This window comes from Leptolyngbya sp. ST-U4, from assembly GCF_039962215.1.
Taxonomy (GTDB): domain Bacteria; phylum Cyanobacteriota; class Cyanobacteriia; order Elainellales; family Elainellaceae; genus Leptolyngbya_A.
Genome location: NZ_JAMPKZ010000006.1, coordinates 222,431 through 241,915, shown reverse-complemented (window position 1 = coordinate 241,915; position 19,485 = coordinate 222,431). Strand labels below are relative to the sequence as shown.

Sequence of the window (19,485 nt, the reverse complement as noted above, 5' to 3'; positions counted from 1 at the left end):
ACAGCTACATCGGTGAGCAATAGAGATTGCTTGAGCCGTGTACAGTGAAAGTTGTATGCACGGTTCTGAGGGGAGGGAGAAGGACATATCTAAAACCTTCTCTTTTACCCGACGGCATTATTGACCATCGCACTTGCCCATCATGCGACAGCTAAAACACGGAACCATTGAGTTGATCCTTGGCAACATCGTGGACCAGGATACCGACGCAATCGTCAATGCTGCCAACACCAAACTAACTGGCGGCGGGGGGGTGGATGGTGCCATTCATCGCGCAGCAGGACCACAACTCAAAGAATTCTGTCTCCAGCTACCTGCAGATGAACAGGGGCGACGCTGCCAAACAGGTCACGTCCAGACTACGCCTGCCGGTAATCTCAAAGCAAAATATGTCATTCATGCTGTCGGTCCCTTCTACAACGAACGGTACTCAGATAAAGCTCACACCCAACTCCGGCAAGTTCATACGCTTGCCCTTCAAGCAGCGATCGCCCATCACTGTACCTCGATTGCCTTTCCTGCCATCTCAACGGGAGCCTATCGCTTTCCTGTCGCAGCGGCAGCGAAAACTGCCATTGATTGCGTTTGCACGTTTCTCAGCACAACTCCAGGTCTGTCATTCGTGCGGTTTGTCTTATATAAGCAGCCTCAATATGATATTTTTTCTTCGACACTAGAAGAATGGCGAATGGATGATTTAGACCCGTAACTGAGACCGCAACAGCCCCATAACCCTGCGTTGGAACGGCGGAGCAATGGCGATCGGTTATGATGCAGAAGTTAATTGCCGCCGCTCACTTCAGCCGTTGTGCCGCTGGATGATCGGTGAAGACAGTCCTTAAAAGCTACTTGTGGGTCTCTAATGTTAGGTTAATTCCAGTTCTCACAACGTAAGGTTGTTGGTCTTTGATGCAAGCTAATTTTACGATTCGTGCTGCTAAGCTTGAAGACCGACCAGTTCTCGTCACGTTAATGGAGTTGCTCCAGGATGCTGAGCGTGAGTTACATCTGAGCAGAGCACTGGGTTCAGAGATTAGCGATGCCCATCTCACGTATCTTGAAGAACTTGTTAAGCAGCAGAATGGTCAAATTTATGTTGCAGAGTCCCAAGAAGGCATCCTTGGCTTTGTTGTTTGTTTCGTTGAGAAACTTGATGAAAGCGATCTACATGTTGTTGAATCAGAGCGAGAATACGGTTACATTTCTGATTTGTATGTTGTTTCGACGATGCGAAAGCGTGGAGTTGCTGCTGCTCTGATGCAAGCAGCTGAACGGCATTTTCTGAATTTAGATTTGGAAGTTGTTAGAGTGGGTTTGTTATGCAGCAATGAACTCGCAGCCAAGTTCTACCAGAGAGCTGGATATCAACCGTATGAGATTTTGTACGAAAAGCGACTCAATGAGTAATCGCAGCACAACAACGCTGTTGCAGCGGACTAAAAGGGTCAATTAGTGTTGCAGTAGGTTGATCAGTTGCCGCTGAACAGCAACATTAGGCGTACTTTCTCTGTTTGATAAAAATTTTCCCACACAGGCAAAAATGAGCTATGGGATCAGATGCCAGGATATATATCTTCGATCACAACAAATACACTACTGAAGTAATTCCTGCTCTTAAAAGCTTCCTTCTAACCGGATATCTTAATCCTTGGTTAAGTGAGCTGAAACATAAAATCGACAAGGTCTGGTATGTCCCTGAATATCTTTGTTCAAGTAGCCTAGATATAGATAAATACTGCGATTACCTTGAAGCTGATTTTTCTGCACGCAATCAATATAGTCTTTTCTCAGGCATTGATTGGGAGCTCAGATCTTGTAAGTCACCAAGCTGCCTACTGCGAGACTTTTGTATATTTCACACATCTTCAAGAAGAGATAACGTTGAGTATTTCAATTGCTTAATTTGTGGTGCAATACTCGAAAAGACGCTAGGTAGGAGTCAGTTCGTAGGACGTTCTCAACGTGCTTCTTGGTATCAAGAAGACTTACACTTCAACAACCTCCGTTTAATAGAGCTTCTTTCTGCTCTTGCTTATAGAGGCAATGTAATCGGCTATTTATGGAAGAATTCTGATGGGATTTATGGCTGGTTAAGTCCATCTGAAACTTGCCAGCTATATCAGGAGCTAAGTAAAATTGATTTACCACTTTTGGATCGTAGTTTTGATGCAATGGAAGAAGCATTGCGAGAATTCAGATCAGAGAGAAACCCTGAACCCTCTCGACTTAATTTTTGCAAATTGAGTCTTTCCTTCGTCAGAACAGTTGCTCAAATTGCCTATGAGCAAGATTGTGGAATTTTATGGGGTAATGATTTACCTCACTACTTTATAGATGAAAATGCCTAACAAGTCCGCTGCACACCGACCGAGTAGGGCGATCGGTTATGGTGCAGAGAGTATCTGCAGCGGGTGAGCGGATTCGTTACGCAGAGTCGATCGCCCCACTGTCATTGCTCCTAAAAGCGAGCGATCGTAGTTTAAAGGTCTATGATCATTGAAGTCCGTTGCTCTCCCCCCTCCCATGACTTCCCTGATCGATCGACTCAAAGGCATCAATCTCTATCTCATCGGCATGATGGGCGCAGGCAAAACCACGATCGGACAGCAGCTTGCCGCCGCCTTGGGCTATCAGTTTTTTGATACCGATTCCGTTGTGGAGCAGGCAACCGGACAATCAGTTTCAGACCTGTTTGCGACTCAGGGAGAACCCGCTTTCCGGCAGCTCGAAACCCAGGTTTTGGCAGAACTTTCCACCTATCGTCGCCTAGTGATTGCTACGGGTGGCGGCATTGTGCTGGAGCGATCGAACTGGAGCTATTTGCAGCACGGCGTGATTATTTGGCTCGATGTCCCGGTTGCGACCCTGTTCGATCGCCTCAAATCAGACACAACTCGCCCCCTGCTCCAAACCGCAGATCTCCTCGCCCGGCTACAAACTATCCTGGAAGCCCGCCAACCTCTCTACCAGCAAGCCGATTTACAGATTTCTATCACGTCCGAAGAATCCCCTCAAGCCATTGCAAACCGCATTCTGATGGACATTCCCTCCGTGCTCAAGCCCGACCAGTCGATCGCCGATCTCAATTAACCAAATTAATCATTCACAGGAAAACACAAAGATTTCTAACCTCCCTCATCCCATCCCCCCATCTCCCTACCTCCCCAGCTCCCCTAAACTTATCGATCGCATAACAGAACACCATCCTGCCGACCCCTGCCTGATACACTGCATTAATGCAATTCCTTGAACTCGTTTTTGCTCCATGACGCTCGACCAAGAATACATTCAAAGAGAAGAAGCTACCCGCGTTCGGGTTCTGAGTGAAGCACTGCCCTACATCCAGCAGTTTACCGGGCGCACGATCGTTGTGAAGTATGGCGGCGCAGCGATGAAAGACGGAAGCCTCAAAGAGACGGTGATCCGCGACATTGTCTTTCTATCCTGTGTCGGCTTGCGTCCGGTTGTTGTACACGGGGGCGGACCCGAAATTAACTCCTGGCTGGATAAGCTTGGGATTGAGCCTCAATTTAAGAATGGGCTGCGCGTTACTGATGCTGCCACAATGGATGTGGTTGAAATGGTGCTGGTCGGGCGGGTCAACAAAGAACTGGTCGCGCTGATTCAGCAAGCAGGTGGTGTGGCAGTCGGGCTATGTGGCAAAGACGGCAACCTGATTCGGGCGCGTCCGCAGGGCGATACGGGCATTGGATTTGTGGGAGAAGTGAATTCGATCGATGTAAAGCTGATCAACTCGCTGGTGCAAAATGGCTATATTCCGATCATTTCCAGCGTGGCAGCCGACGAGAAGGGGCAGGCATACAACATCAATGCGGATACGGTTGCAGGCGAGCTTGCTGCGGCACTGGGAGCTGAAAAGCTGATTTTGATGACGGACACCTCCGGCATTCTCCGAGACTACAAAGATGCCAGTACGCTCATTTCAAAAGTCGATATTCAGGAAGCGCGTCACCTGATTGAAGCGGGTATTGTATCCGGCGGCATGATTCCCAAAGTGAACTGCTGCGTTCGATCGCTGGCACAAGGCGTGAAAGCTGCCCACATTATTGACGGTCGTTTGCCTCATGCGCTGCTGCTAGAAATCTTTACGGATGAAGGAACCGGGACAATGATTGTTGCCTCTGATTTTTGCTATTAGCCCTAGACCAGAAACTATCCCGCGCCGAATGCTGCATCCGAATGACTGCATCTGAAGGACTGCATCTGAATTATCGGGATCAGCGTCAGCCCAGTCTAAAGGGAATATGGGATAATGAGTGAGGTCTATTTCTAGAATTGGCTTGTGAATAACGTCCGCACCGTTTCCGATACTAAAAGAGCGTTTTACACGCTGCATACGCGCCCGATTAACTCAATCTATCGGCGGGTTGTTGATGAGCTGATGGTAGAAATGCACCTGCTGTCGGCGAATACTGATTTCAGCTACGATCCCATTTATGCCCTTGGTGTCGTGACATCGTTCGATCGCTTTATGCAGGGCTATCGTCCTGAAGGGGACAAAGACTCGATTTTTAATGCCCTTTGTCAATCGTTGCAGGATGACCCACAGCGATATCGCCATGATGCGGCTCAGCTTCAGTCAGAAGCGGCTTCGCTGTCGTTTAACGATTTTCTGAACCAGGCAAAAAATGTATCCTCTACGGAAGCGGGCGGCATTATCGGTCATTTGAAAGCCGTTGCAGCCAATCCCAAGTTCAAATACAACCGTCCTTTTGCGATCGGTTTATACACGCTGCTGGAAACCATGAACCCGGAACTGGTCAAGGACGAAAAGCAGCGAAATGAACTGCTGCAAACCCTTGCTGAAGCGATGCATTTTTCCACTGATAAGGTGCAAAAAGACCTGGAACTCTATCGCAGCAATCTGGAGAAAATGGCGCAGGCGCAAATCGTCCTTGCCGACGTCCTCAAAGCCGATCGCAAAAAGAAAGAAGAGCGGGCAAAGGCAAAGGATGCGGTGACAGCCCCCACCGATTCTCAGGAAACGGCCTGATCTGCTTCGTCTTGCTTTGCCTCGTCTTCTAGAGCTTGAATTGCCAGCAGCAGCACTTCTTCCTGAGCTTCAAAGTCTTCTTCGCCGATGTCGCCCATATCAAAGGCAAGCTGAAGCGCGAGTAGTCGCTTGCTCAAATTTTCTTTCTGGTCGAGTTCTGGGCTGGCTTGCTCTAGAATCTTTTCGCCGATCCAGCCGATTCCGGCAATCGGGGCAGTGATCGGAGTCAGCAGTAAGTCAAAAAACATCAGGGAATCCTCCAGGCGCAACTAGCGTAACTGAGCAAAGTTAAACGGAGCGGTAAAGCTGTTGTAGCGGATGCGAAGCCGATTCTCAAACGCTTGATCGAGAACTTCGACCTGTTCGCAAAACTCTGCTTCCTGCTCCCACGGAATCAAATAAGCCGCGTTGTAAATCATGCCTTCCATAAGGGAGTCGTTTTCAACCGTCTCGAGCGCCCGCCCGTTTAGCCTCTGCCGAAACGTTTCAACGATCGCCTGCTTGCGGTCATTCATCGCCCGCTCGATCGCCTGCCCGATTCGCACCACCTCATCCATGCTGAGCGATTTGCCTTCGAGTTGGTCACGCTGGTCACGGAGGATGGCGTTTTCCTGCATGAGTGCTTCCAGTTCGCGAGCGGCATCCCAGACCACCTTGACGCTCACTTCTCGTCGTCCCTCTAGTTTGTGCAAAAGCTGCTTCAATACTTCACCCTTCGGCACAAGCAACTGCTGCTGGACGCGCTCCCAGTCCTGAATAATTAACCCAAACTGAAGCGGCAAAAGGGTCTGATAGCCCTGCTCCATTGCCTGCTCCAGGACTCGCTCATGTCCGAGCAGATTGCGGCGGCTCGCCAGGTAGCGTTCCTGCTGCGCTTCGGAATAAAGAAAGACAAATTCATCGACCACTTGAGCCTGAACGGGCTGCTTGTCTAAGCCTTCCAGACCCAGATCCTTTGGACCGGGGGAGGGAAAGATTCCGTATAAGTAAAGACCGTGTGACATGGGATTTCCATTTAACTAGGATGACGATTGGTGAAGCTCAGCCATTTAGGAGAGCAGCGACGGAGCGAGGAATGTGAATTCAATCAGCGGCAATTTCTGTGGATGGGCATCTCCTCTACTTCCGGTTAGGGCACCGACTCCACTACGGATTGAATCTGTGACTTAGCATTCCCTGTTTTCGTTAACCGCTCACGCGATGCAAAACCACTTTCTCTACGGAGTAATTGGTCGGGAAGTGAGGACAAGCCGCAGTTTGGCATGAATCAGATTAAGTTGTGCCAGTCCCAAATCCAGATCGCCCTCCAGCACAACTCCGGTATGCAGCAGACGATCGAGGAGTTCCAGAACGGTTGGCTTCGCAGAAGTTTTGCCAGGATAGTAGCCGTTAGCAGGCAGCAGCGTTCCAATTTCTCCTAGATCAACGTTGAGATCTGCCGGGTCGATTTCAAAAATTTCGCAGAGCTGCACGACCTGGGCTTCAAGTTTTTGCAAGCTGTCTGCTGCCCGTTCTAAATCCTGATCGCTGAGGGCTTCGGCTTCCATCCGACGGATGACCTGCGCTTCCATGAGTTGACGGATCAGCTCGATCAGGGTTAGCAGCAGCGGAGCCAATCCTGCATTTGCCGGTTTACTAGGATGAGTAGTCTGACTTTCAGTGCGCTGAACAGCAGCGAGAGAGCAGTCTGTAGGGGAGGGGGGCATGGTAGTGCGATGAGGGGGGCAGGCGGCAGGCACTTTAGGGTTCTCAAAGTTGCCTAAAGTTTCCCAAAGCTGGGGGATTTAAGGGGCGATGCAGGACATCTGCTACCGTTCAGATCACCGCTTAGGATTGTGCAGCTTTGAGCGATCGCAGTTCTTGTTCCAGACTATCGATTCGTACTTGAAGCTGCTGATTTGCCTCCAGCAAGGAGTGAGATTGGGCACTGAGAAACGAGTTATTTTCCCACCAGTTAATGCCGATCTCTTTTGCCTTATCAATCGATGAAATGAGCAGGCGGATGCGGATGCTCAGCAGTTCTGTCGCACCGACGGAAACAGTAATGTCTCCGGCAATCACAACCCCTTTATCTAAGACCCGCTCCAGCACATCTGCCAAACTGGAGCCGGATGTAGCACTCTGAAACGAGCGATTCGTGGGGGTGATTCCGCCTGAAGGAACGTTGCTGTGTGGCGATCGAGAGTCGGTTAGCGTCATGGCAAATCATCCTCTGACAACTCAGACATCTCCAGCAGCTTGATAAGCGATTCCTGCATCGGATGCGGTGGTGCATTTAGCGCAGGTGCTTCTAGAGCAGCTTCTTGCTCCGGCTCTTGATCGATCGGTTCCCCGCGCAGGAATTCCAGCTCCGTGTCTAGAGGCTGAGCTTCCAGATCAGTAAAGTCAAGATCAGGAGATTTCAGCGCGGGTGCTTGGATTAGTTCACTCAACGTTTCTAATTCGGTGTCTAGCTCCAGGTCTTCGAGCGACTTCACTGCAGTGACAGGAACCTGTGCCTTTTGCAGTCTTGGAATAACGCGCGCCTGGGGTACAAAGCTTGCCACCTGTTGCTGCATCGCAAAAGCGACAATTTGCTCATTAAACACTTCCCACAAAAGCTGGCTGGCTTCTTCCAGGGGCAGTCCTGTTCGCGATAGCAAAACATCCTCACAGATATCGCGGAAGTCAGGATTTTCCGGGATAACAAGAATACTGTGTTCTTGACAGACCTTTGCCAGAATTAAGCCCGATCGCAGTCCTGAAGACTTCTCGGCTCCGGTTTTCTTGCGGAATGCCTTCACGAGCTGCACAATCAGCGTGGCACTATCGCGGTCAATCTGAGTTTTCTGAACCACAATTTCCTGCTGCGTTAACTCATCTGGCTCCGGCATATTGATCGTGATGAGGCGATCGAGCAGCGCATCCTGTGTCGCATGCACCCCGCAGTATTCCTCAGGATTCGAGGTAAAAATGGCACGAAAATCAGGATGCACCCGAATATAGTCGCTGCGACCGTGCAAGGGCGGCAGCACCAACAGTTTTTCCTCCAGGGCAGACAGCAGCACGTTGTTCACTTCGGGACGAGAGCGATTGAACTCGTCGTACACCAGCGTAAATCCTTCTCGGCAAGCCATCGTCAGCCGTGAATCGACCCAGTTTTGCCGCAGTTCGTCTTCGACCTTGACCACGCTGTGAATAAAGTTATCCACCACCTTTTTGCGCGTGTAACCCGACTGATTGCCGATTAGATCTGAGGTTTTGAACTCGTCATCGCCAAAGACTAGCATCATTGGACGGGCTAGCAGGTCAGCCAGATGCAGGGCGAGGGTAGTCTTTCCGGTTCCGGCAGGTCCGCGCAGATGCACTGAAAAGCCCGACTGAAGATAGCGCAGTGTTCGCATTGCTACGCGCTCTACGGCGGGGGTGCTGACAAAGCGGCGGGGGCTAGCACGAAGGATGGTGGGCACGGGCTTAGTTTCCATTGGCATGCACTTGAATGAATTTTGAAGTGGGGCTTGAAGTGGGACTTGAACTGAAGCTTGAATGGAGTTCGAACTTACTGCTGAATGCGATAAACATGGTCGCGCTGAACAATGCAGCCCTTTTTGATGAGCGATCGAAGCGCATCAACAGCGGCAAAACGATTCAGGGCAAAAGTAGATTCAACCTCTGCCAGGGTCGTCTGCTGAACTCGCGTTAAATGATTGAAGATGGTTTGTTCGAGCTGGGTCAGATTCGGTTTTGCGATCGGTGGTTTAGTCTGGGTTACAGAAGTTGCCTTACGCGGAGAACTGCCTGGAATAGCCTTTGATTTGTCAGGCTGTGGCGATCGTACTCGTGCGACTAATCGTGCTGGAGGTCGTGCTGAGGGTCGTGTTGCCGATCGTTCTGGAAGTTGTCCTGAAGTTTGTCCTGCGGGTCGTGAAGCAAATTGCGTTTTGAGCTGCGGCGGAGTGGGCTGAGAAATGCTTGCTGGTTGAGAGCTGCCCCAAACCTGCTGACGAATCTCGGCACAATAAGCAGTCAGTTCAGACCGAAAGGCGGCAAGCTGGTCAAACAACCGCTTCATGTCCGCTTTGCGCTGCTCGTGGCTTTGTCTCAGACTTTGCTGAAGCTGATAGGCGCGATCGTGCCGCATTGCTTCCAGTTCACTTAGGTCTGCTTCGACCTCGCCTCGCATTCGTTCCACAAACTCTGCCAGATTTTGCATTACCTGAAGCTGGTTTTGGCAACGCTGCTGCTGGTGGGTTTGCAAAAGTTGCTGCGTGTCTAATCGAATGGCGGTGGTTTCTGCCTGGATTACCTGCATTCGGTTGCTTACCTGCTGCTGCATAACGGCAACAGTGGCACTAAGCTGCTGCTGAAACTCGTCCAGGGTTTGAAAAAGCTCTTGGGACATGGTGGTGCGATCGGCAGATTGCTCAGCAATCAATACCTGGGTGTCCTGCTGAAGCTGCTGCTGAAATGCTCGAAGCTCTTCCCGAAGCTGGTCTGCCTGCCGCTGCCGTTGCTGGGAAAACTGCGCCAGCGTAGTGCGAACCTGCTGCTGTCGATGTAGCGTTTCCTGCTGACGTTGCTGGCGTTGCGCTTGCCAGATTTCTTTGAGGGAAGTCACGAAATCCTCCTGTAGGAAGTACGAGCTAGGAATGTGAGATGCGGGGGCAAGACTGAGCAAGCAGAGCGATTCCTGTCTCACTCAGTCCAGCTCGATGATCCGCCTGTTGATGAGACAGCGGTTAGGCAGAAGGAACCGCAGCTTGAGCGGTGAGACCCACAGCTTCTGCATACTTCAGATAGGTTTCCACCGAGGCAATGACGACACGCGCTTCAATTGCCAGCAGTTCAATGCCGACTAGCGAAACCCGCACCCAGGCATCGACAACAATGCCTTTGTCGAGAATGCGATCGACGACTTCAGCCAAGCTAGACGAGGAATTCACTTTTTCAACTGCCATAGCAATCCACCTTTATCGGTTGTAGGGTTGTAAAACGATCGTGTAACGGTATCGCTGTTCTGCAACGGTTGTTTGAAAAGTTGTCAGTTAGCGTATGTTTATCAAGATAGGAATTTGATGCTGTGAAGGTTACGGGATAAATGCTGAAAAGATAAAGCCTCTTTAAATAATTTCCGTAGAATTACGAGTATTTATTGTTAAGATTTCTCTTGCAAGCCAATGCTAAATAAGCTATCTCGTTCACTGATTCTATTTAGCATTGGAATTGACGGCGCACTTTATCTAGCCTGATTTTTGTCGCCTCCAAATCCCAATAGAGCGGGCTACTGGTTCTTTATTTATTTCGTTATATTTCCCGTTCTAGGACTTTTACGATTCCTGGCTTTAGCCCTGAGAAAATCGCTGAATTTCTCCTGGTGGATGAGTGGAATGTTACTGCTCTACGTTCTTCTGTAACCTTTCTCACGAAAGGCTTGTAGCTTGAACTGGGCTGGATAATTCAATGGTTGCCATTCGGAAGATTTGAACTCTTTCATTTCGCCGCATTAATTGCCGCATTGATTGCAGCACTGATTGGGCTTCTCTTTGCCATACAAAGGCACTGAAAGAGCTATTTCCCTGTTTAATAATTTGACTTAATCAATTACTGTCTAACACGCTGCTCGAACTGTTCACGAGTGTTTTCGACCACAACGATCGCCTCTTGATAAACATCAGAATGCGTTTGCTGAAGCCAGCTTAGAAGGCTTGCCATTTGAGCATTGCGAAGTTCGAGATCGGCTTGAAAAATGGTTGCTGTTGCCATGTGCTGAGCGTATTGGACAGGATGTCCCTGAGCAACAAAATTGGCAATCAGAAATTGCAGAGCTTGCTGACGTGCATCCATGTTTTGTTCAATCATTGATTTCCTAACGCTGACGTTGGCTCATTAACAACTCGTAAGCAGCGGCAAATTCAGCCTCAGTAATGCGAATCGTGGCGGGATCAGCTTGCCCCCGCGATCGATGGCGACGGATTGCTTCTAGCGCGGCTTGGTTGCTTAGCAGTGCCAGATCTGCCCCGTTCCAGCCTTCGGTTTGCGCTGCCCAGGCTTCGAGATTGATGTTTTCCAGGGGGCGATCGGCGTTGTGAACTTGGAGGATCGCCAAACGGCTATTCAGATCTGGTAAATCGATCTTGATCTGTAAATCAAAGCGTCCCGCTCTCAGCATTGCGGGATCGAGGGCATCGGGGCGGTTGGTTGCGCCAATCAGCAGCACATTAGGGCATTCCTGCATTCCATCCAGTTCAGTGAGAAGTTGACCGACGACGCGATCGCTCACCCCAGAATCACCCGAAAACTTTCCCCGTGCCGGAGCCAGGGTATCGATCTCATCCACAAATACGACACAGGGAGCCGCCTGACGCGCTTTGGTAAACAGTTCGCGAACGGCTTGCTCGGCAGCACCTACCCATTTACTGAGCAGTTCGGGTCCATTGACTGCAATAAAATTAGCACGTGCCTGAGCCGCAACTGCTTTGGCTAAAAGGGTTTTGCCTGTTCCAGGTGGTCCCCAGAGCAGAATTCCGCGTGGTGCAGTGGCTCTGGTTTGCTGGTAGAGTTCCGGGTACAGCAGTGCGCCCTCAACTGATTCTTGCAGGGTTTGCTTCACCGTTTCCAGTCCGCCGATTTCATCCCAGGTAATCTGTGGCGATTCGACCTCGACCGATCGCAGTACCGAAGGCTTAATCTCCTTGATTGCTTGAAGAAAATCAGCCTGAGTCACGGTCATTGTTTCGGGAATGGCAGCTTTAAGGCTGGGAACCTGACGGCGCAGTGCGGTATAGGCGGCTTTTTGACAAATGGCTTTGAGGTCGGCTCCCACCATGCCTACTCCCAAGTCTGCGATCGCCGTCAAATCGACAGACGCCTCTAGCGGCATCTCGCGAGTTAAGATCTGGAGGATTTCCAGGCGACCTTCACGATTGGGCACTCGGAACTGCACTTCGCGATCGAATCGACCGGGACGACGCAGTGCCGGATCAAGATGATTGGGATGATTGGTTGCCGCTAGCACGATCACGCCGGGGGTTTTGGCAAAGCCATCCATCAGGCTTAACAATTGCGCTACCAGCCGTTTTTCAACTTCGCCTTCGACCTTGCTGCGATCGGGCGCGAGGCTGTCAATTTCATCGATAAACACCAGGCAGGGAGACGACTTGCCCGCTTTCTCGAACAGGCTTCGCAGCCGAGATTCTGCTTCGCCGTAGTATTTGCCGATCACTTCAGGACCGACGATCGCGATGTAGTTGACCCCCAGTTCTTCTGCCAGGACACGTGCTGTCAAGGTTTTTCCGGTTCCGGGAGGTCCGACAAGCAGCACGCCTTTGGGAGGTTCGAGTCCCAGTTTTGCTAACAGATCCGGTCGCCGCAGCGGAATTTCAACCAGTTCGCGCAGCTCTTGCAGCACTTCGCCCAAGCCACCCACGTCTTTCAGGGAGGAGGTTGTGCCAGTCGGAGCCGTCAGGCTGTCGTCAGTTGCGTCATCACCCGGAGCAGCCGCAGCACTGGCAGACGAATTCGGTGCAGGTGAATTTCGCTTAATGCGACTCGTGCCGATATCCGTGCGGGGAATACTGCCCTGACGCGGAATGCTGCTGAGCGGACGGGCGTTGATCTGAACATCAGTTTTGATTTCGCCCTTCTCGATTTTTTCTTCCAGGGCTTTGGCAAGCTCTAGCAGTTGCTCGAAGCCCTTAAACAGTTCGCTCATGGCGGATCTGCCGATAGATGGGATGAAGTGATTCAGTCTTTAGTAATCCCAGGGCGATCGAGAAACGCTCACTGCTTTTTTCAACTGAGACAATAATGGAGCTAGACAGCTTCGGTTAAAGGTTGCGGTGGCTTGAACCTGATCAATTAGCCAGCTTGCGCCGATCGATTTCCTCTATTCCAGGTTCTCATAACCCAGGGCGCTATGAGCTTTGAATTAGGTCGCTTTCCGATCGGTGATGTTGTGATTGGGCGAATTGTGGAATTAAAGCCCAGAGGAGTCTTAGTTGATTTCGGGGCTGAACAGCCTGCGTATGTTCCAGTATCAAAGCTATCTTTAGTTGATATTGAAACTCCACAGGAAGCAGTACAGCTCAACGAAATTAGAGAATTTCTGGTCGTCGGAAACTACGACAGTGAACACGATTTTTTCTTTTCAAATTGTTCGCCTGAGACGTTAATTGATAGCAATCTGCTGTATGAAGCTGTGATCGATCGAGCATCTCTTAATTGTGAACGTCCTGTCAGGCGAGAAGAACTGCTCATACACACCCGAATTCTTGATGTTGAACCGGACGGAGTAAGAGTTAGAGTTCAATGGTTTTTGTGTTCAGAGCGTCCCCCAACGATTACTTTTTCAATCCGAGCATTAGAGCGGCAAACTGCATGGAGACGAATACGACAATTGCAGGCTGAAGATGTAACGCTCCATCTAGAGATCCTGGAGAAGACAAGATATAGCGTGCTAGTTGAAGTTGAGGGATTGCGAGGAGCCGTTAACAACGTTGATAGATGCAAAGAGGAGCTAGTAGTTGGGCAAAGACTTTCTTTAAAGATTTTAGATTCAAAAGAGAGATTGAGTAATTTCAAGCCGCTTGAGATAGAACTGATTCAAAGTTTTACCTTAAACAAATTACGTCAGTTTCAGGTAGGTCAAATTGTGAATGGTAGGGTGCATGTCGTTAAGCCTTATGGAATATGGATTAATATTGATGGCATATATGCTTTACTGCATCGCTCAAAAATTGCTCAACAAATCGACAATCTGAAACAAGTTTTTAAAGCAAATGATTCTGTAAAAGTAACGATTGCAGAAATAAATTTACAGAGGGCACGAGTCAATCTGGAGAGCTGTGAGAAGTTAGCAGAGCAACTTTAAAATGCGCTCTGATCGTAAAGGTTATTTGCGGTGAGCCAGCGTGGATGTTCGTGAGAATTAATTAGGGGAAGACTTTTAGCAGGAGTTCTAAAAAATCACCCCTGTTAAAGTCGATCGCCATGCTGCACTATTTTGATTCGCTGCGTCTGGTTCTGGTGAGCGGGAAAGGAGGAGTCGGAAAGACAACTTTTTCCTGCGGGTTTGCACGTCGGTGGGCGCGGCAGTTTCCTGGTGAGCGGGTGTTGCTGCTGTCTACCGATCCGGCGCATTCGCTGGGGGACTTGCTGCAAACTGAGGTGGGAGATGAACCGGGGATAGTCGAGGATTTGCTGAATCTTCGGGTGCGGGCACTGGATGCGGAAAAGCTGCTGCAAGGCTTTAAGGAAAAATATGGCAGTATTCTGGAGCTATTGGTGGAGCGGGGGAGTTTTGTACAGGGCGAGGATTTGTCTCCGGTCTGGAGTTTGAGCTGGCCCGGTGTCGATGAGCTGATGGGCATTTTAGAGATTCAGCGAATTTTGCGGGAGCAGGAAGCCGATCGCGTGGTGGTGGATATGGCTCCGACCGGTCATACGCTGAATTTGTTTAGCCTGATGGATTTTCTGGATAATTTGCTGTCTGCGATGGGCTTGTTCCAGGAGAAGCACCGCTACATCGCCCAGAGCTTTACCGGACGGTGTGACGACGATGAAGCCGATCGCTTTTTGCATGAGATGCAGGCAGATCTGACCGCAGGACGACATCTTTTGCAAAATCCAGCAGTGACAGGGTGTGCGATCGTCGCGATTCCAGAACTGATGAGCTATTTAGAAACTCAGCGATTTATCCAGGCATTGCAGCTGCTTCAGATGCCAATCGGCGGAATGATTGTAAACCAGATTTCAGACGATTCTGCCGGAAACGATCTGAACGGCTTGCAGGAACAGCAGAAACTTTTGGAGAAATTTATCGACCTTGCTAATCCTTATCCGGTGCTAGCGATTCCGGTTCAGCCTCAGGAGCCGATCGGCAGTGCAGCCTTGGATCACCTGATTTCCCAAGTAAAAACTCCTCAATCAATGGCTGTTCCTGCGAATCCAGTAGGGTCGATCGAATTACCGGAAAAACTCTCGCCCGGTTTGAGCGATTTTGTGGCAGAAGGAAAACGGCTGATTTTGGTTGGTGGAAAAGGGGGAGTCGGAAAAACGACAATTGCAGCGGCGATCGGCTGGGCCATGGCAGTGCGGCATCCCGATCGACAAATTCGCGTGATTTCGATCGATCCGGCACATTCGTTGGGGGACGCATTTGGAACCCTGCTGGGACATGATCCGGTATCGTTGACTGGCAATCTCACGGCTCAAGAAGTTAACGCGCATCGGATACTCGATCGCTTTCGGGAGGAATACCTGTGGGAACTGGCAGAGATGATGAGCGGGGATACAAAAGCAGATTCGCTGAAGATTGCCTACGGTCCTGAGGCATGGCGGCAGATTGTGAGTCAGGCGTTGCCAGGAATCGATGAAATGCTGTCGCTGCTGATAGTGATTGAGCAACTAGAGCAGAACCAGCAAGATTTAATTATTCTGGATACCGCTCCGACTGGGCATTTGCTGCGCTTTCTGGAAATGCCTGCTGCGTTGGGGGATTGGCTTGCCTGGATTTTTAAGCTGTGGATCAAGTATCAGGACATCGCTGGACACACGGAACTGATTGGGCGGCTTCGCCATTTACGGCAGCGCGTCATGCAGGCACAAAAGCAGCTCAAAAATCCTGCCCATACTGAATTTATCGGCGTAGTGCAGGCACAGTCGGCGATCGTCGCAGAAGCAGAACGGCTAACCCAATCCCTCCTCCAGCAGGGTGTTTGCCAGCGATACATCGTCCATAATCGGTTTGAAATGGGGCAGTCGATTTCGGCAGAACTTCGGGAACAAACGATCGTGCGTTTACGTCCGTTATCACGGGGACTTAGACCCTCTGCCCAAATTGAGGCAGCCGCAGACTTATTGTTTTAGGTTAGGTTTTGTTTTGTTTTAGGTTTTGTTCTAGGTTTCGGTCTTAGGTTGATTTGGTTTATTTCAGGTTCTTGCTTTGAAGCCTGGAAGGAGGAATCATGGCGATCGGACTGGGGTTCGGCTTTCTTTTTGGCGATTACTACGACAATGATTATTTCTTCAGACCCAACGATGACGAAATCATTGGCTCAGATAGAGGTGATGAGATTGACGGAAACGACAGCGATGACGAGATCTATGGTCGCGACGGGGATGATGAGATTGACGGCGAAGATGGTGACGATGAACTCTACGGTGAGGATGGCGACGATGAACTGCTAGGCAGCAGCGGTGACGATCAGCTTGTAGGTGGCGAAAACGATGATGACTTAATCGGCGGAACGGGACGCGATCGACTTGACGGCAGCAGCGGTGACGATCGGCTGTGGGGCGATGAAGACAGCGATCGGCTATTTGGTGGCAGTGGCAAGGATCAGCTTAATGGCGGCATCGGCAGAGACACGCTCACGGGCGGCAGCGACACAGATGTTTTTGTGATTCGCCGTCGGGGTGGACGCGATCGAATTACAGACTTTGCCAACCGTCAGGATCTAATCGGGTTAGAGGATGGGTTGCGCTTCCGCGATTTGACAATCGTTTCGCGGGGGAATAGCACAATCATTCGGGCAGGTCGCGATCCGCTTGCAATTCTGACTGGAGTGCAGGCAAACACCATTACGGGCAGCGATTTCACGATCGTTTAGAAATCCCTGATCACTTTTGCTTGATCGCTGTTGCTTGATCGCTTTCGGTTAAAATAGGGCATTCTGGCGCAGGGGTGGCTATTTTTAGACAGAGCTTGAATTCAGTAATTGGATTCGCCTGCTTGTATGGATTGCGTAAAACGGTTGTGTGAAGCACCCCCGCACAGCCTTTATCCTTTAGCTCAATTTCATTCTTCGTCTGCTGAGTCGGCTTCTGCCCATCTTCGCTTCATATCAGCCGCGATCGCCGCTCTAGTGTTGAAACCCCGCTTACGGTATTCCTCTGCAAGGGGTTGCCATGGCTCTGTTGGATCAATAGCACCTGGAGCACCTGAAGCCATACGTCCGGCAATATGCCCGTCACCGCATACAAAGCCCCACACGATATCAACGTAATACTCGTGAAGTTCTCGCTTGAATCGATTGGCTTGAATTGGATCGTTCGTCATAATGCTCAATTTTGAAGTTTGCCAGACTCGCTGATCATAAAAATAATTCCCGAAGTGCGATTCATCTCATTCAAATTCAGGTGCCCAAATTTCAGAGACAGGAAGTTCCCAGCCAGGTAACAGCTCTGGAACCGTCAGCACATCTCCATTTTCCAGTACCTCCGCGTCTTCAACCCTTGTGATATTGGGGTGCTTTCACAGTTTCGCGTTTCTGTTTCCACCCATTCAAAAAGCAAACATTCTAGAAAGAAATGGGAACAAAACGGCTTTGCAATCGATCGTAGAACCGCAAGGAACATACCAGAAATTTACAGGTATTGCATCACAAAAGCATTAATTTCTGCGGACTGTAGAGCAGCAGCAGTGAAGTAATGAGTAAGTTCCCCTAAATTGTTAACTCGTCTCTCTATCAGGAGCCGCATGATTCGCCCCCTGCGTCGTTTTGCCCAATCTACGATCGCCCTGCTGCTGACGACTGGCATTCTCTCTTCAATGGCAACTGTTGTACTTGCCCAATATGTTCCGCCCGATCGCGGCTTACCCGGACGGCGAGAAGGCGGTGGCACCAGAGGCGGATGCGCGTTGACCCAGCCCACCTTGACCGCACTGATTCCGAGTCAAAACTTTGGTGTAACAGTACAGGAACACCCAACTTTCTTCTGGTATGTGCCTCAAACGAATGCCACGACCGCAGAATTTGTGCTGATGGACGGCAACCAAACCGTTTATGAAACGACGATCGCCCTGCCCAAAACGCCGGGAATTCTGCAAGTCAGCCTGCCCATCGATGGGACTGTACCTCCTCTCACGATTGGCAAAGATTATCAATGGTACTTCTCGATTATTTGCAATGCCGATGATCGATCGGGGGATTTGCTCACGCGAGGCTGGGTGCAGCGTCAGGCACTAACTCCAGATTTGGCGGCTAAACTGGCGCAGGTTCCTGCGGTTGATCGATCGACGGCATATGCGGCAGCAGGCATTTGGTACGACGCGATCGCAACCCTGGCAGACTTAAGGCAATCGTCCAGTCCGGCTGAAACGCAGCCCAGCCAACTCTTAAAGGAGCGATGGAACACTCTGCTGGAATCTGTGGGCTTAGAAGCCTTTGCTGACCAGCCGTTTATTGCTGAACCAACAATACTGAACCAATAGTACTGAACCAATACTGAGCCGCCAAGAAACCAGGGGAGAGAAATCTTCCCTCTATTCGATCGGCATCGCTTTGTGAAAATCGCGATAGTCGATGTAGCGGTGTCCTTCAGGCGACTCATGAAAGATATCAACAAAGCGACTGTTCCACAAAATGTCTTGGGGAGCGTAGTTGTGGCGGGCGTGCATGGTTTGAGACACAGTTTCATCAAGCCCGTTCAGGGAAACGGCGATCGTTGCTCTAGACTGACGAAGTGATTCGGTCGTGGCCGCGTACAGAGGGCTGTTGGGATCGAGCGCGTGCATCGCAGTCCAGCTCAGGGTAAAGCTTGGCGTTTGGCTACGAAGCAGGGGCAGATCGTAAAAGCGGCGCATCGAATTGCCCTCGGCGGTAATTTCATCTCGCATCAAATAGACCCGCATCTGGGCTTCCAAAATGAGATTGCGGCGGCGATTGGCAGCACGAAACATCAGCGTTGGGATTCCTTCATGGGGTGCAACGACCGCAACCTGACTGAACATGACTCGCGCCGTCGGACGAGAAAATCGGGCAAATGCCAGTCCGGTGAGCAGGGCAATTCCCAAAATGCTGACGATCGCCTCAATGGTTACGATCCAGTTAGCATACAAAGTCTGCGGGTGCATTGCCCCATAGCCGATCGAGGCAAGCGTCTGGACGCTAAAGAAAAATGCGTCGCTAAACGAACCGGGTCGCGCATTGGCAATGCCGTCTCCCCCCAGCAGATACAGCAGGGCAAACAGCGCGTTGGTTAATACATACAACAGCACGGTTAAAAGCCCAAACCCCTGCCAGGGAATCGTCAGCAGCAGATGATATGGGTCACGCCAGTAGGAGTACCAGCGATTGCTGCCCAAGACCTGAAAGCGTCCATCCTGCACTCTGACGCGAACGATCGGTAAACGGGCAACAGCCTGAGTGAGCAGTTTGCGATTCATGGGGAACGGGGCGAAGGGGCAGTTGGGCGGAGCGGCAAAGCGGTGATTTGAGACGTGGTGAAGGTGCTACTGGGTCCTCTAAATGGGCCCTCTAAATAAGGAGACCCCTGAGTCAACAAACCAGTCAACTTTGGGGGACGGTTCGGGACACAATCTCGGCTTTGCAAATGTCCCGTCGAGCAAAGTTAAGTCGAACAATGTATGAGGCAAATGTACTAAGACAAACGATCGCGCTAACATAAGGGGTTGTACGATTCTATCAATCTCGCCCTCGGCAGAATTTAGGGACAAACGGTAGAATTATTAAGATTCGTCGCCCTAGGTT

The 19,485-nt window shown here is 50.4% G+C and carries 21 protein-coding genes; 10 read left to right on the top strand and 11 right to left on the bottom strand.

The genetic code is table 11. The features are described 5' to 3' along the window. The first annotated feature begins 142 nt into the window (after window positions 1–142). From NDA02_RS12745 to psb29, 6 genes are all read left to right on the top strand, one after another. Window positions 143–709 carry a macro domain-containing protein gene (locus tag NDA02_RS12745; RefSeq protein WP_190790205.1) on the top strand — a complete coding sequence of 189 codons (567 nt, stop codon included), beginning with the start codon at window positions 143–145 and terminating at the stop codon, window positions 707–709. A gap of 200 nt (window positions 710–909) precedes the next feature. Beyond that, window positions 910–1,407: a GNAT family N-acetyltransferase gene (locus tag NDA02_RS12740; protein WP_190790206.1), complete on the top strand. Its 498-nt coding sequence runs from the start codon at window positions 910–912 to the stop codon at window positions 1,405–1,407. 140 nt (window positions 1,408–1,547) lie between these two features. Beyond that, window positions 1,548–2,348, top strand: coding sequence for a hypothetical protein (locus tag NDA02_RS12735; protein ID WP_190790204.1), 801 nt, complete (start codon window positions 1,548–1,550; stop codon window positions 2,346–2,348). A 175-nt stretch (window positions 2,349–2,523) separates the two neighbouring features. Then, window positions 2,524–3,090, top strand: coding sequence for a shikimate kinase (locus NDA02_RS12730; protein ID WP_190790203.1), 567 nt, complete (start codon window positions 2,524–2,526; stop codon window positions 3,088–3,090). A 175-nt stretch (window positions 3,091–3,265) separates the two neighbouring features. Next, a complete protein-coding gene (gene argB, locus NDA02_RS12725; RefSeq protein ID WP_190790202.1) occupies window positions 3,266–4,159 on the top strand; it encodes an acetylglutamate kinase in 894 nt (297 codons plus the stop codon). 144 nt (window positions 4,160–4,303) lie between these two features. Next, window positions 4,304–5,014 carry a photosystem II biogenesis protein Psp29 gene (gene psb29 / locus NDA02_RS12720; protein ID WP_190790201.1) on the top strand — a complete coding sequence of 237 codons (711 nt, stop codon included), beginning with the start codon at window positions 4,304–4,306 and terminating at the stop codon, window positions 5,012–5,014. Here psb29 and NDA02_RS12715 read toward each other — a convergent pair. From NDA02_RS12715 to NDA02_RS12675, 9 genes are all read right to left on the bottom strand, one after another. Next, window positions 4,999–5,262 carry a gas vesicle protein GvpG gene (locus tag NDA02_RS12715; RefSeq protein ID WP_190790200.1) on the bottom strand — a complete coding sequence of 88 codons (264 nt, stop codon included), beginning with the start codon at window positions 5,260–5,262 and terminating at the stop codon, window positions 4,999–5,001. The genes psb29 and NDA02_RS12715 overlap by 16 nt on opposite strands. A gap of 21 nt (window positions 5,263–5,283) precedes the next feature. Then, on the bottom strand, window positions 5,284–6,018 hold the full coding sequence (locus tag NDA02_RS12710; protein WP_190790199.1) for a GvpL/GvpF family gas vesicle protein: 735 nt from the start codon (window positions 6,016–6,018) through the stop codon (window positions 5,284–5,286). A gap of 213 nt (window positions 6,019–6,231) precedes the next feature. Next, window positions 6,232–6,720: a gas vesicle protein K gene (locus NDA02_RS12705; RefSeq protein ID WP_348255056.1), complete on the bottom strand. Its 489-nt coding sequence runs from the start codon at window positions 6,718–6,720 to the stop codon at window positions 6,232–6,234. A 121-nt stretch (window positions 6,721–6,841) separates the two neighbouring features. Continuing rightward, window positions 6,842–7,213: a gas vesicle protein gene (locus NDA02_RS12700; RefSeq protein WP_190792659.1), complete on the bottom strand. Its 372-nt coding sequence runs from the start codon at window positions 7,211–7,213 to the stop codon at window positions 6,842–6,844. After that, window positions 7,210–8,463: a gas vesicle protein GvpN gene (gvpN, locus tag NDA02_RS12695; protein ID WP_348255059.1), complete on the bottom strand. Its 1,254-nt coding sequence runs from the start codon at window positions 8,461–8,463 to the stop codon at window positions 7,210–7,212. Before gvpN ends, NDA02_RS12700 begins: the two co-directional genes overlap by 4 nt. A gap of 89 nt (window positions 8,464–8,552) precedes the next feature. Next, a complete protein-coding gene (locus NDA02_RS12690; protein WP_190792658.1) occupies window positions 8,553–9,611 on the bottom strand; it encodes a hypothetical protein in 1,059 nt (352 codons plus the stop codon). Window positions 9,612–9,732: 121 nt separating this feature from the next. Next, complete coding sequence (gvpA, locus tag NDA02_RS12685) at window positions 9,733–9,951, bottom strand: gas vesicle structural protein GvpA (RefSeq protein ID WP_190503885.1); 219 nt, start codon at window positions 9,949–9,951, stop codon at window positions 9,733–9,735. Between the two features lie 643 nt (window positions 9,952–10,594). After that, complete coding sequence (locus NDA02_RS12680) at window positions 10,595–10,852, bottom strand: hypothetical protein (protein WP_348255054.1); 258 nt, start codon at window positions 10,850–10,852, stop codon at window positions 10,595–10,597. A 7-nt stretch (window positions 10,853–10,859) separates the two neighbouring features. Then, on the bottom strand, window positions 10,860–12,704 hold the full coding sequence (locus NDA02_RS12675; RefSeq protein WP_348255053.1) for an AAA family ATPase: 1,845 nt from the start codon (window positions 12,702–12,704) through the stop codon (window positions 10,860–10,862). Window positions 12,705–12,908: 204 nt separating this feature from the next. Here NDA02_RS12675 and NDA02_RS12670 point away from each other — a divergent pair, with 204 nt between their 5' ends. The 3 genes from NDA02_RS12670 (at window position 12,909) to NDA02_RS12660 (ending at window position 16,602) form a co-directional block, all read left to right on the top strand. Continuing rightward, window positions 12,909–13,862 carry a S1 RNA-binding domain-containing protein gene (locus NDA02_RS12670; RefSeq protein WP_190789929.1) on the top strand — a complete coding sequence of 318 codons (954 nt, stop codon included), beginning with the start codon at window positions 12,909–12,911 and terminating at the stop codon, window positions 13,860–13,862. A 119-nt stretch (window positions 13,863–13,981) separates the two neighbouring features. Continuing rightward, window positions 13,982–15,859, top strand: coding sequence for an ArsA family ATPase (locus NDA02_RS12665; protein WP_348255052.1), 1,878 nt, complete (start codon window positions 13,982–13,984; stop codon window positions 15,857–15,859). 98 nt (window positions 15,860–15,957) lie between these two features. Then, the gene (locus NDA02_RS12660; RefSeq protein ID WP_348255051.1) at window positions 15,958–16,602 is read left to right on the top strand and encodes a calcium-binding protein; all 645 of its coding nucleotides are present in this window, start codon (window positions 15,958–15,960) and stop codon (window positions 16,600–16,602) included. A gap of 188 nt (window positions 16,603–16,790) precedes the next feature. Here NDA02_RS12660 and NDA02_RS12655 read toward each other — a convergent pair whose 3' ends face one another. After that, window positions 16,791–17,051, bottom strand: coding sequence for a hypothetical protein (locus NDA02_RS12655; protein WP_348255050.1), 261 nt, complete (start codon window positions 17,049–17,051; stop codon window positions 16,791–16,793). Between the two features lie 420 nt (window positions 17,052–17,471). Between NDA02_RS12655 and NDA02_RS12650 the strand changes: the two genes are divergently transcribed. Continuing rightward, complete coding sequence (locus NDA02_RS12650; RefSeq protein WP_348255048.1) at window positions 17,472–18,206, top strand: DUF928 domain-containing protein; 735 nt, start codon at window positions 17,472–17,474, stop codon at window positions 18,204–18,206. A 51-nt stretch (window positions 18,207–18,257) separates the two neighbouring features. On the opposite strand, the gene NDA02_RS12645 is transcribed toward NDA02_RS12650, so the two are convergent. Next, window positions 18,258–19,160 carry an ion channel gene (locus tag NDA02_RS12645; RefSeq protein WP_190789924.1) on the bottom strand — a complete coding sequence of 301 codons (903 nt, stop codon included), beginning with the start codon at window positions 19,158–19,160 and terminating at the stop codon, window positions 18,258–18,260. Between the last annotated feature and the right edge of the window lie 325 nt (window positions 19,161–19,485).

What these genes read in the sequence shown, in the direction of transcription:
- NDA02_RS12745 (WP_190790205.1), top strand. Translation starts at nt 143, where the DNA reads ATGCGACAGCTAAAACACGGAACCATTGAGTTGATCCTTGGCAACATC.
- NDA02_RS12740 (WP_190790206.1), top strand. Translation starts at nt 910, where the DNA reads ATGCAAGCTAATTTTACGATTCGTGCTGCTAAGCTTGAAGACCGACCA.
- NDA02_RS12735 (WP_190790204.1), top strand. Translation starts at nt 1,548, where the DNA reads ATGGGATCAGATGCCAGGATATATATCTTCGATCACAACAAATACACT.
- NDA02_RS12730 (WP_190790203.1), top strand. Translation starts at nt 2,524, where the DNA reads ATGACTTCCCTGATCGATCGACTCAAAGGCATCAATCTCTATCTCATC.
- argB (WP_190790202.1), top strand. Translation starts at nt 3,266, where the DNA reads ATGACGCTCGACCAAGAATACATTCAAAGAGAAGAAGCTACCCGCGTT.
- NDA02_RS12715 (WP_190790200.1), bottom strand. Translation starts at nt 5,262, where the DNA reads ATGTTTTTTGACTTACTGCTGACTCCGATCACTGCCCCGATTGCCGGA.
- NDA02_RS12710 (WP_190790199.1), bottom strand. Translation starts at nt 6,018, where the DNA reads ATGTCACACGGTCTTTACTTATACGGAATCTTTCCCTCCCCCGGTCCA.
- NDA02_RS12705 (WP_348255056.1), bottom strand. Translation starts at nt 6,720, where the DNA reads ATGCCCCCCTCCCCTACAGACTGCTCTCTCGCTGCTGTTCAGCGCACT.
- NDA02_RS12700 (WP_190792659.1), bottom strand. Translation starts at nt 7,213, where the DNA reads ATGACGCTAACCGACTCTCGATCGCCACACAGCAACGTTCCTTCAGGC.
- gvpA (WP_190503885.1), bottom strand. Translation starts at nt 9,951, where the DNA reads ATGGCAGTTGAAAAAGTGAATTCCTCGTCTAGCTTGGCTGAAGTCGTC.
- NDA02_RS12680 (WP_348255054.1), bottom strand. Translation starts at nt 10,852, where the DNA reads ATGATTGAACAAAACATGGATGCACGTCAGCAAGCTCTGCAATTTCTG.
- NDA02_RS12675 (WP_348255053.1), bottom strand. Translation starts at nt 12,704, where the DNA reads ATGAGCGAACTGTTTAAGGGCTTCGAGCAACTGCTAGAGCTTGCCAAA.
- NDA02_RS12670 (WP_190789929.1), top strand. Translation starts at nt 12,909, where the DNA reads ATGAGCTTTGAATTAGGTCGCTTTCCGATCGGTGATGTTGTGATTGGG.
- NDA02_RS12665 (WP_348255052.1), top strand. Translation starts at nt 13,982, where the DNA reads ATGCTGCACTATTTTGATTCGCTGCGTCTGGTTCTGGTGAGCGGGAAA.
- NDA02_RS12660 (WP_348255051.1), top strand. Translation starts at nt 15,958, where the DNA reads ATGGCGATCGGACTGGGGTTCGGCTTTCTTTTTGGCGATTACTACGAC.
- NDA02_RS12655 (WP_348255050.1), bottom strand. Translation starts at nt 17,051, where the DNA reads ATGACGAACGATCCAATTCAAGCCAATCGATTCAAGCGAGAACTTCAC.
- NDA02_RS12650 (WP_348255048.1), top strand. Translation starts at nt 17,472, where the DNA reads ATGATTCGCCCCCTGCGTCGTTTTGCCCAATCTACGATCGCCCTGCTG.
- NDA02_RS12645 (WP_190789924.1), bottom strand. Translation starts at nt 19,160, where the DNA reads ATGAATCGCAAACTGCTCACTCAGGCTGTTGCCCGTTTACCGATCGTT.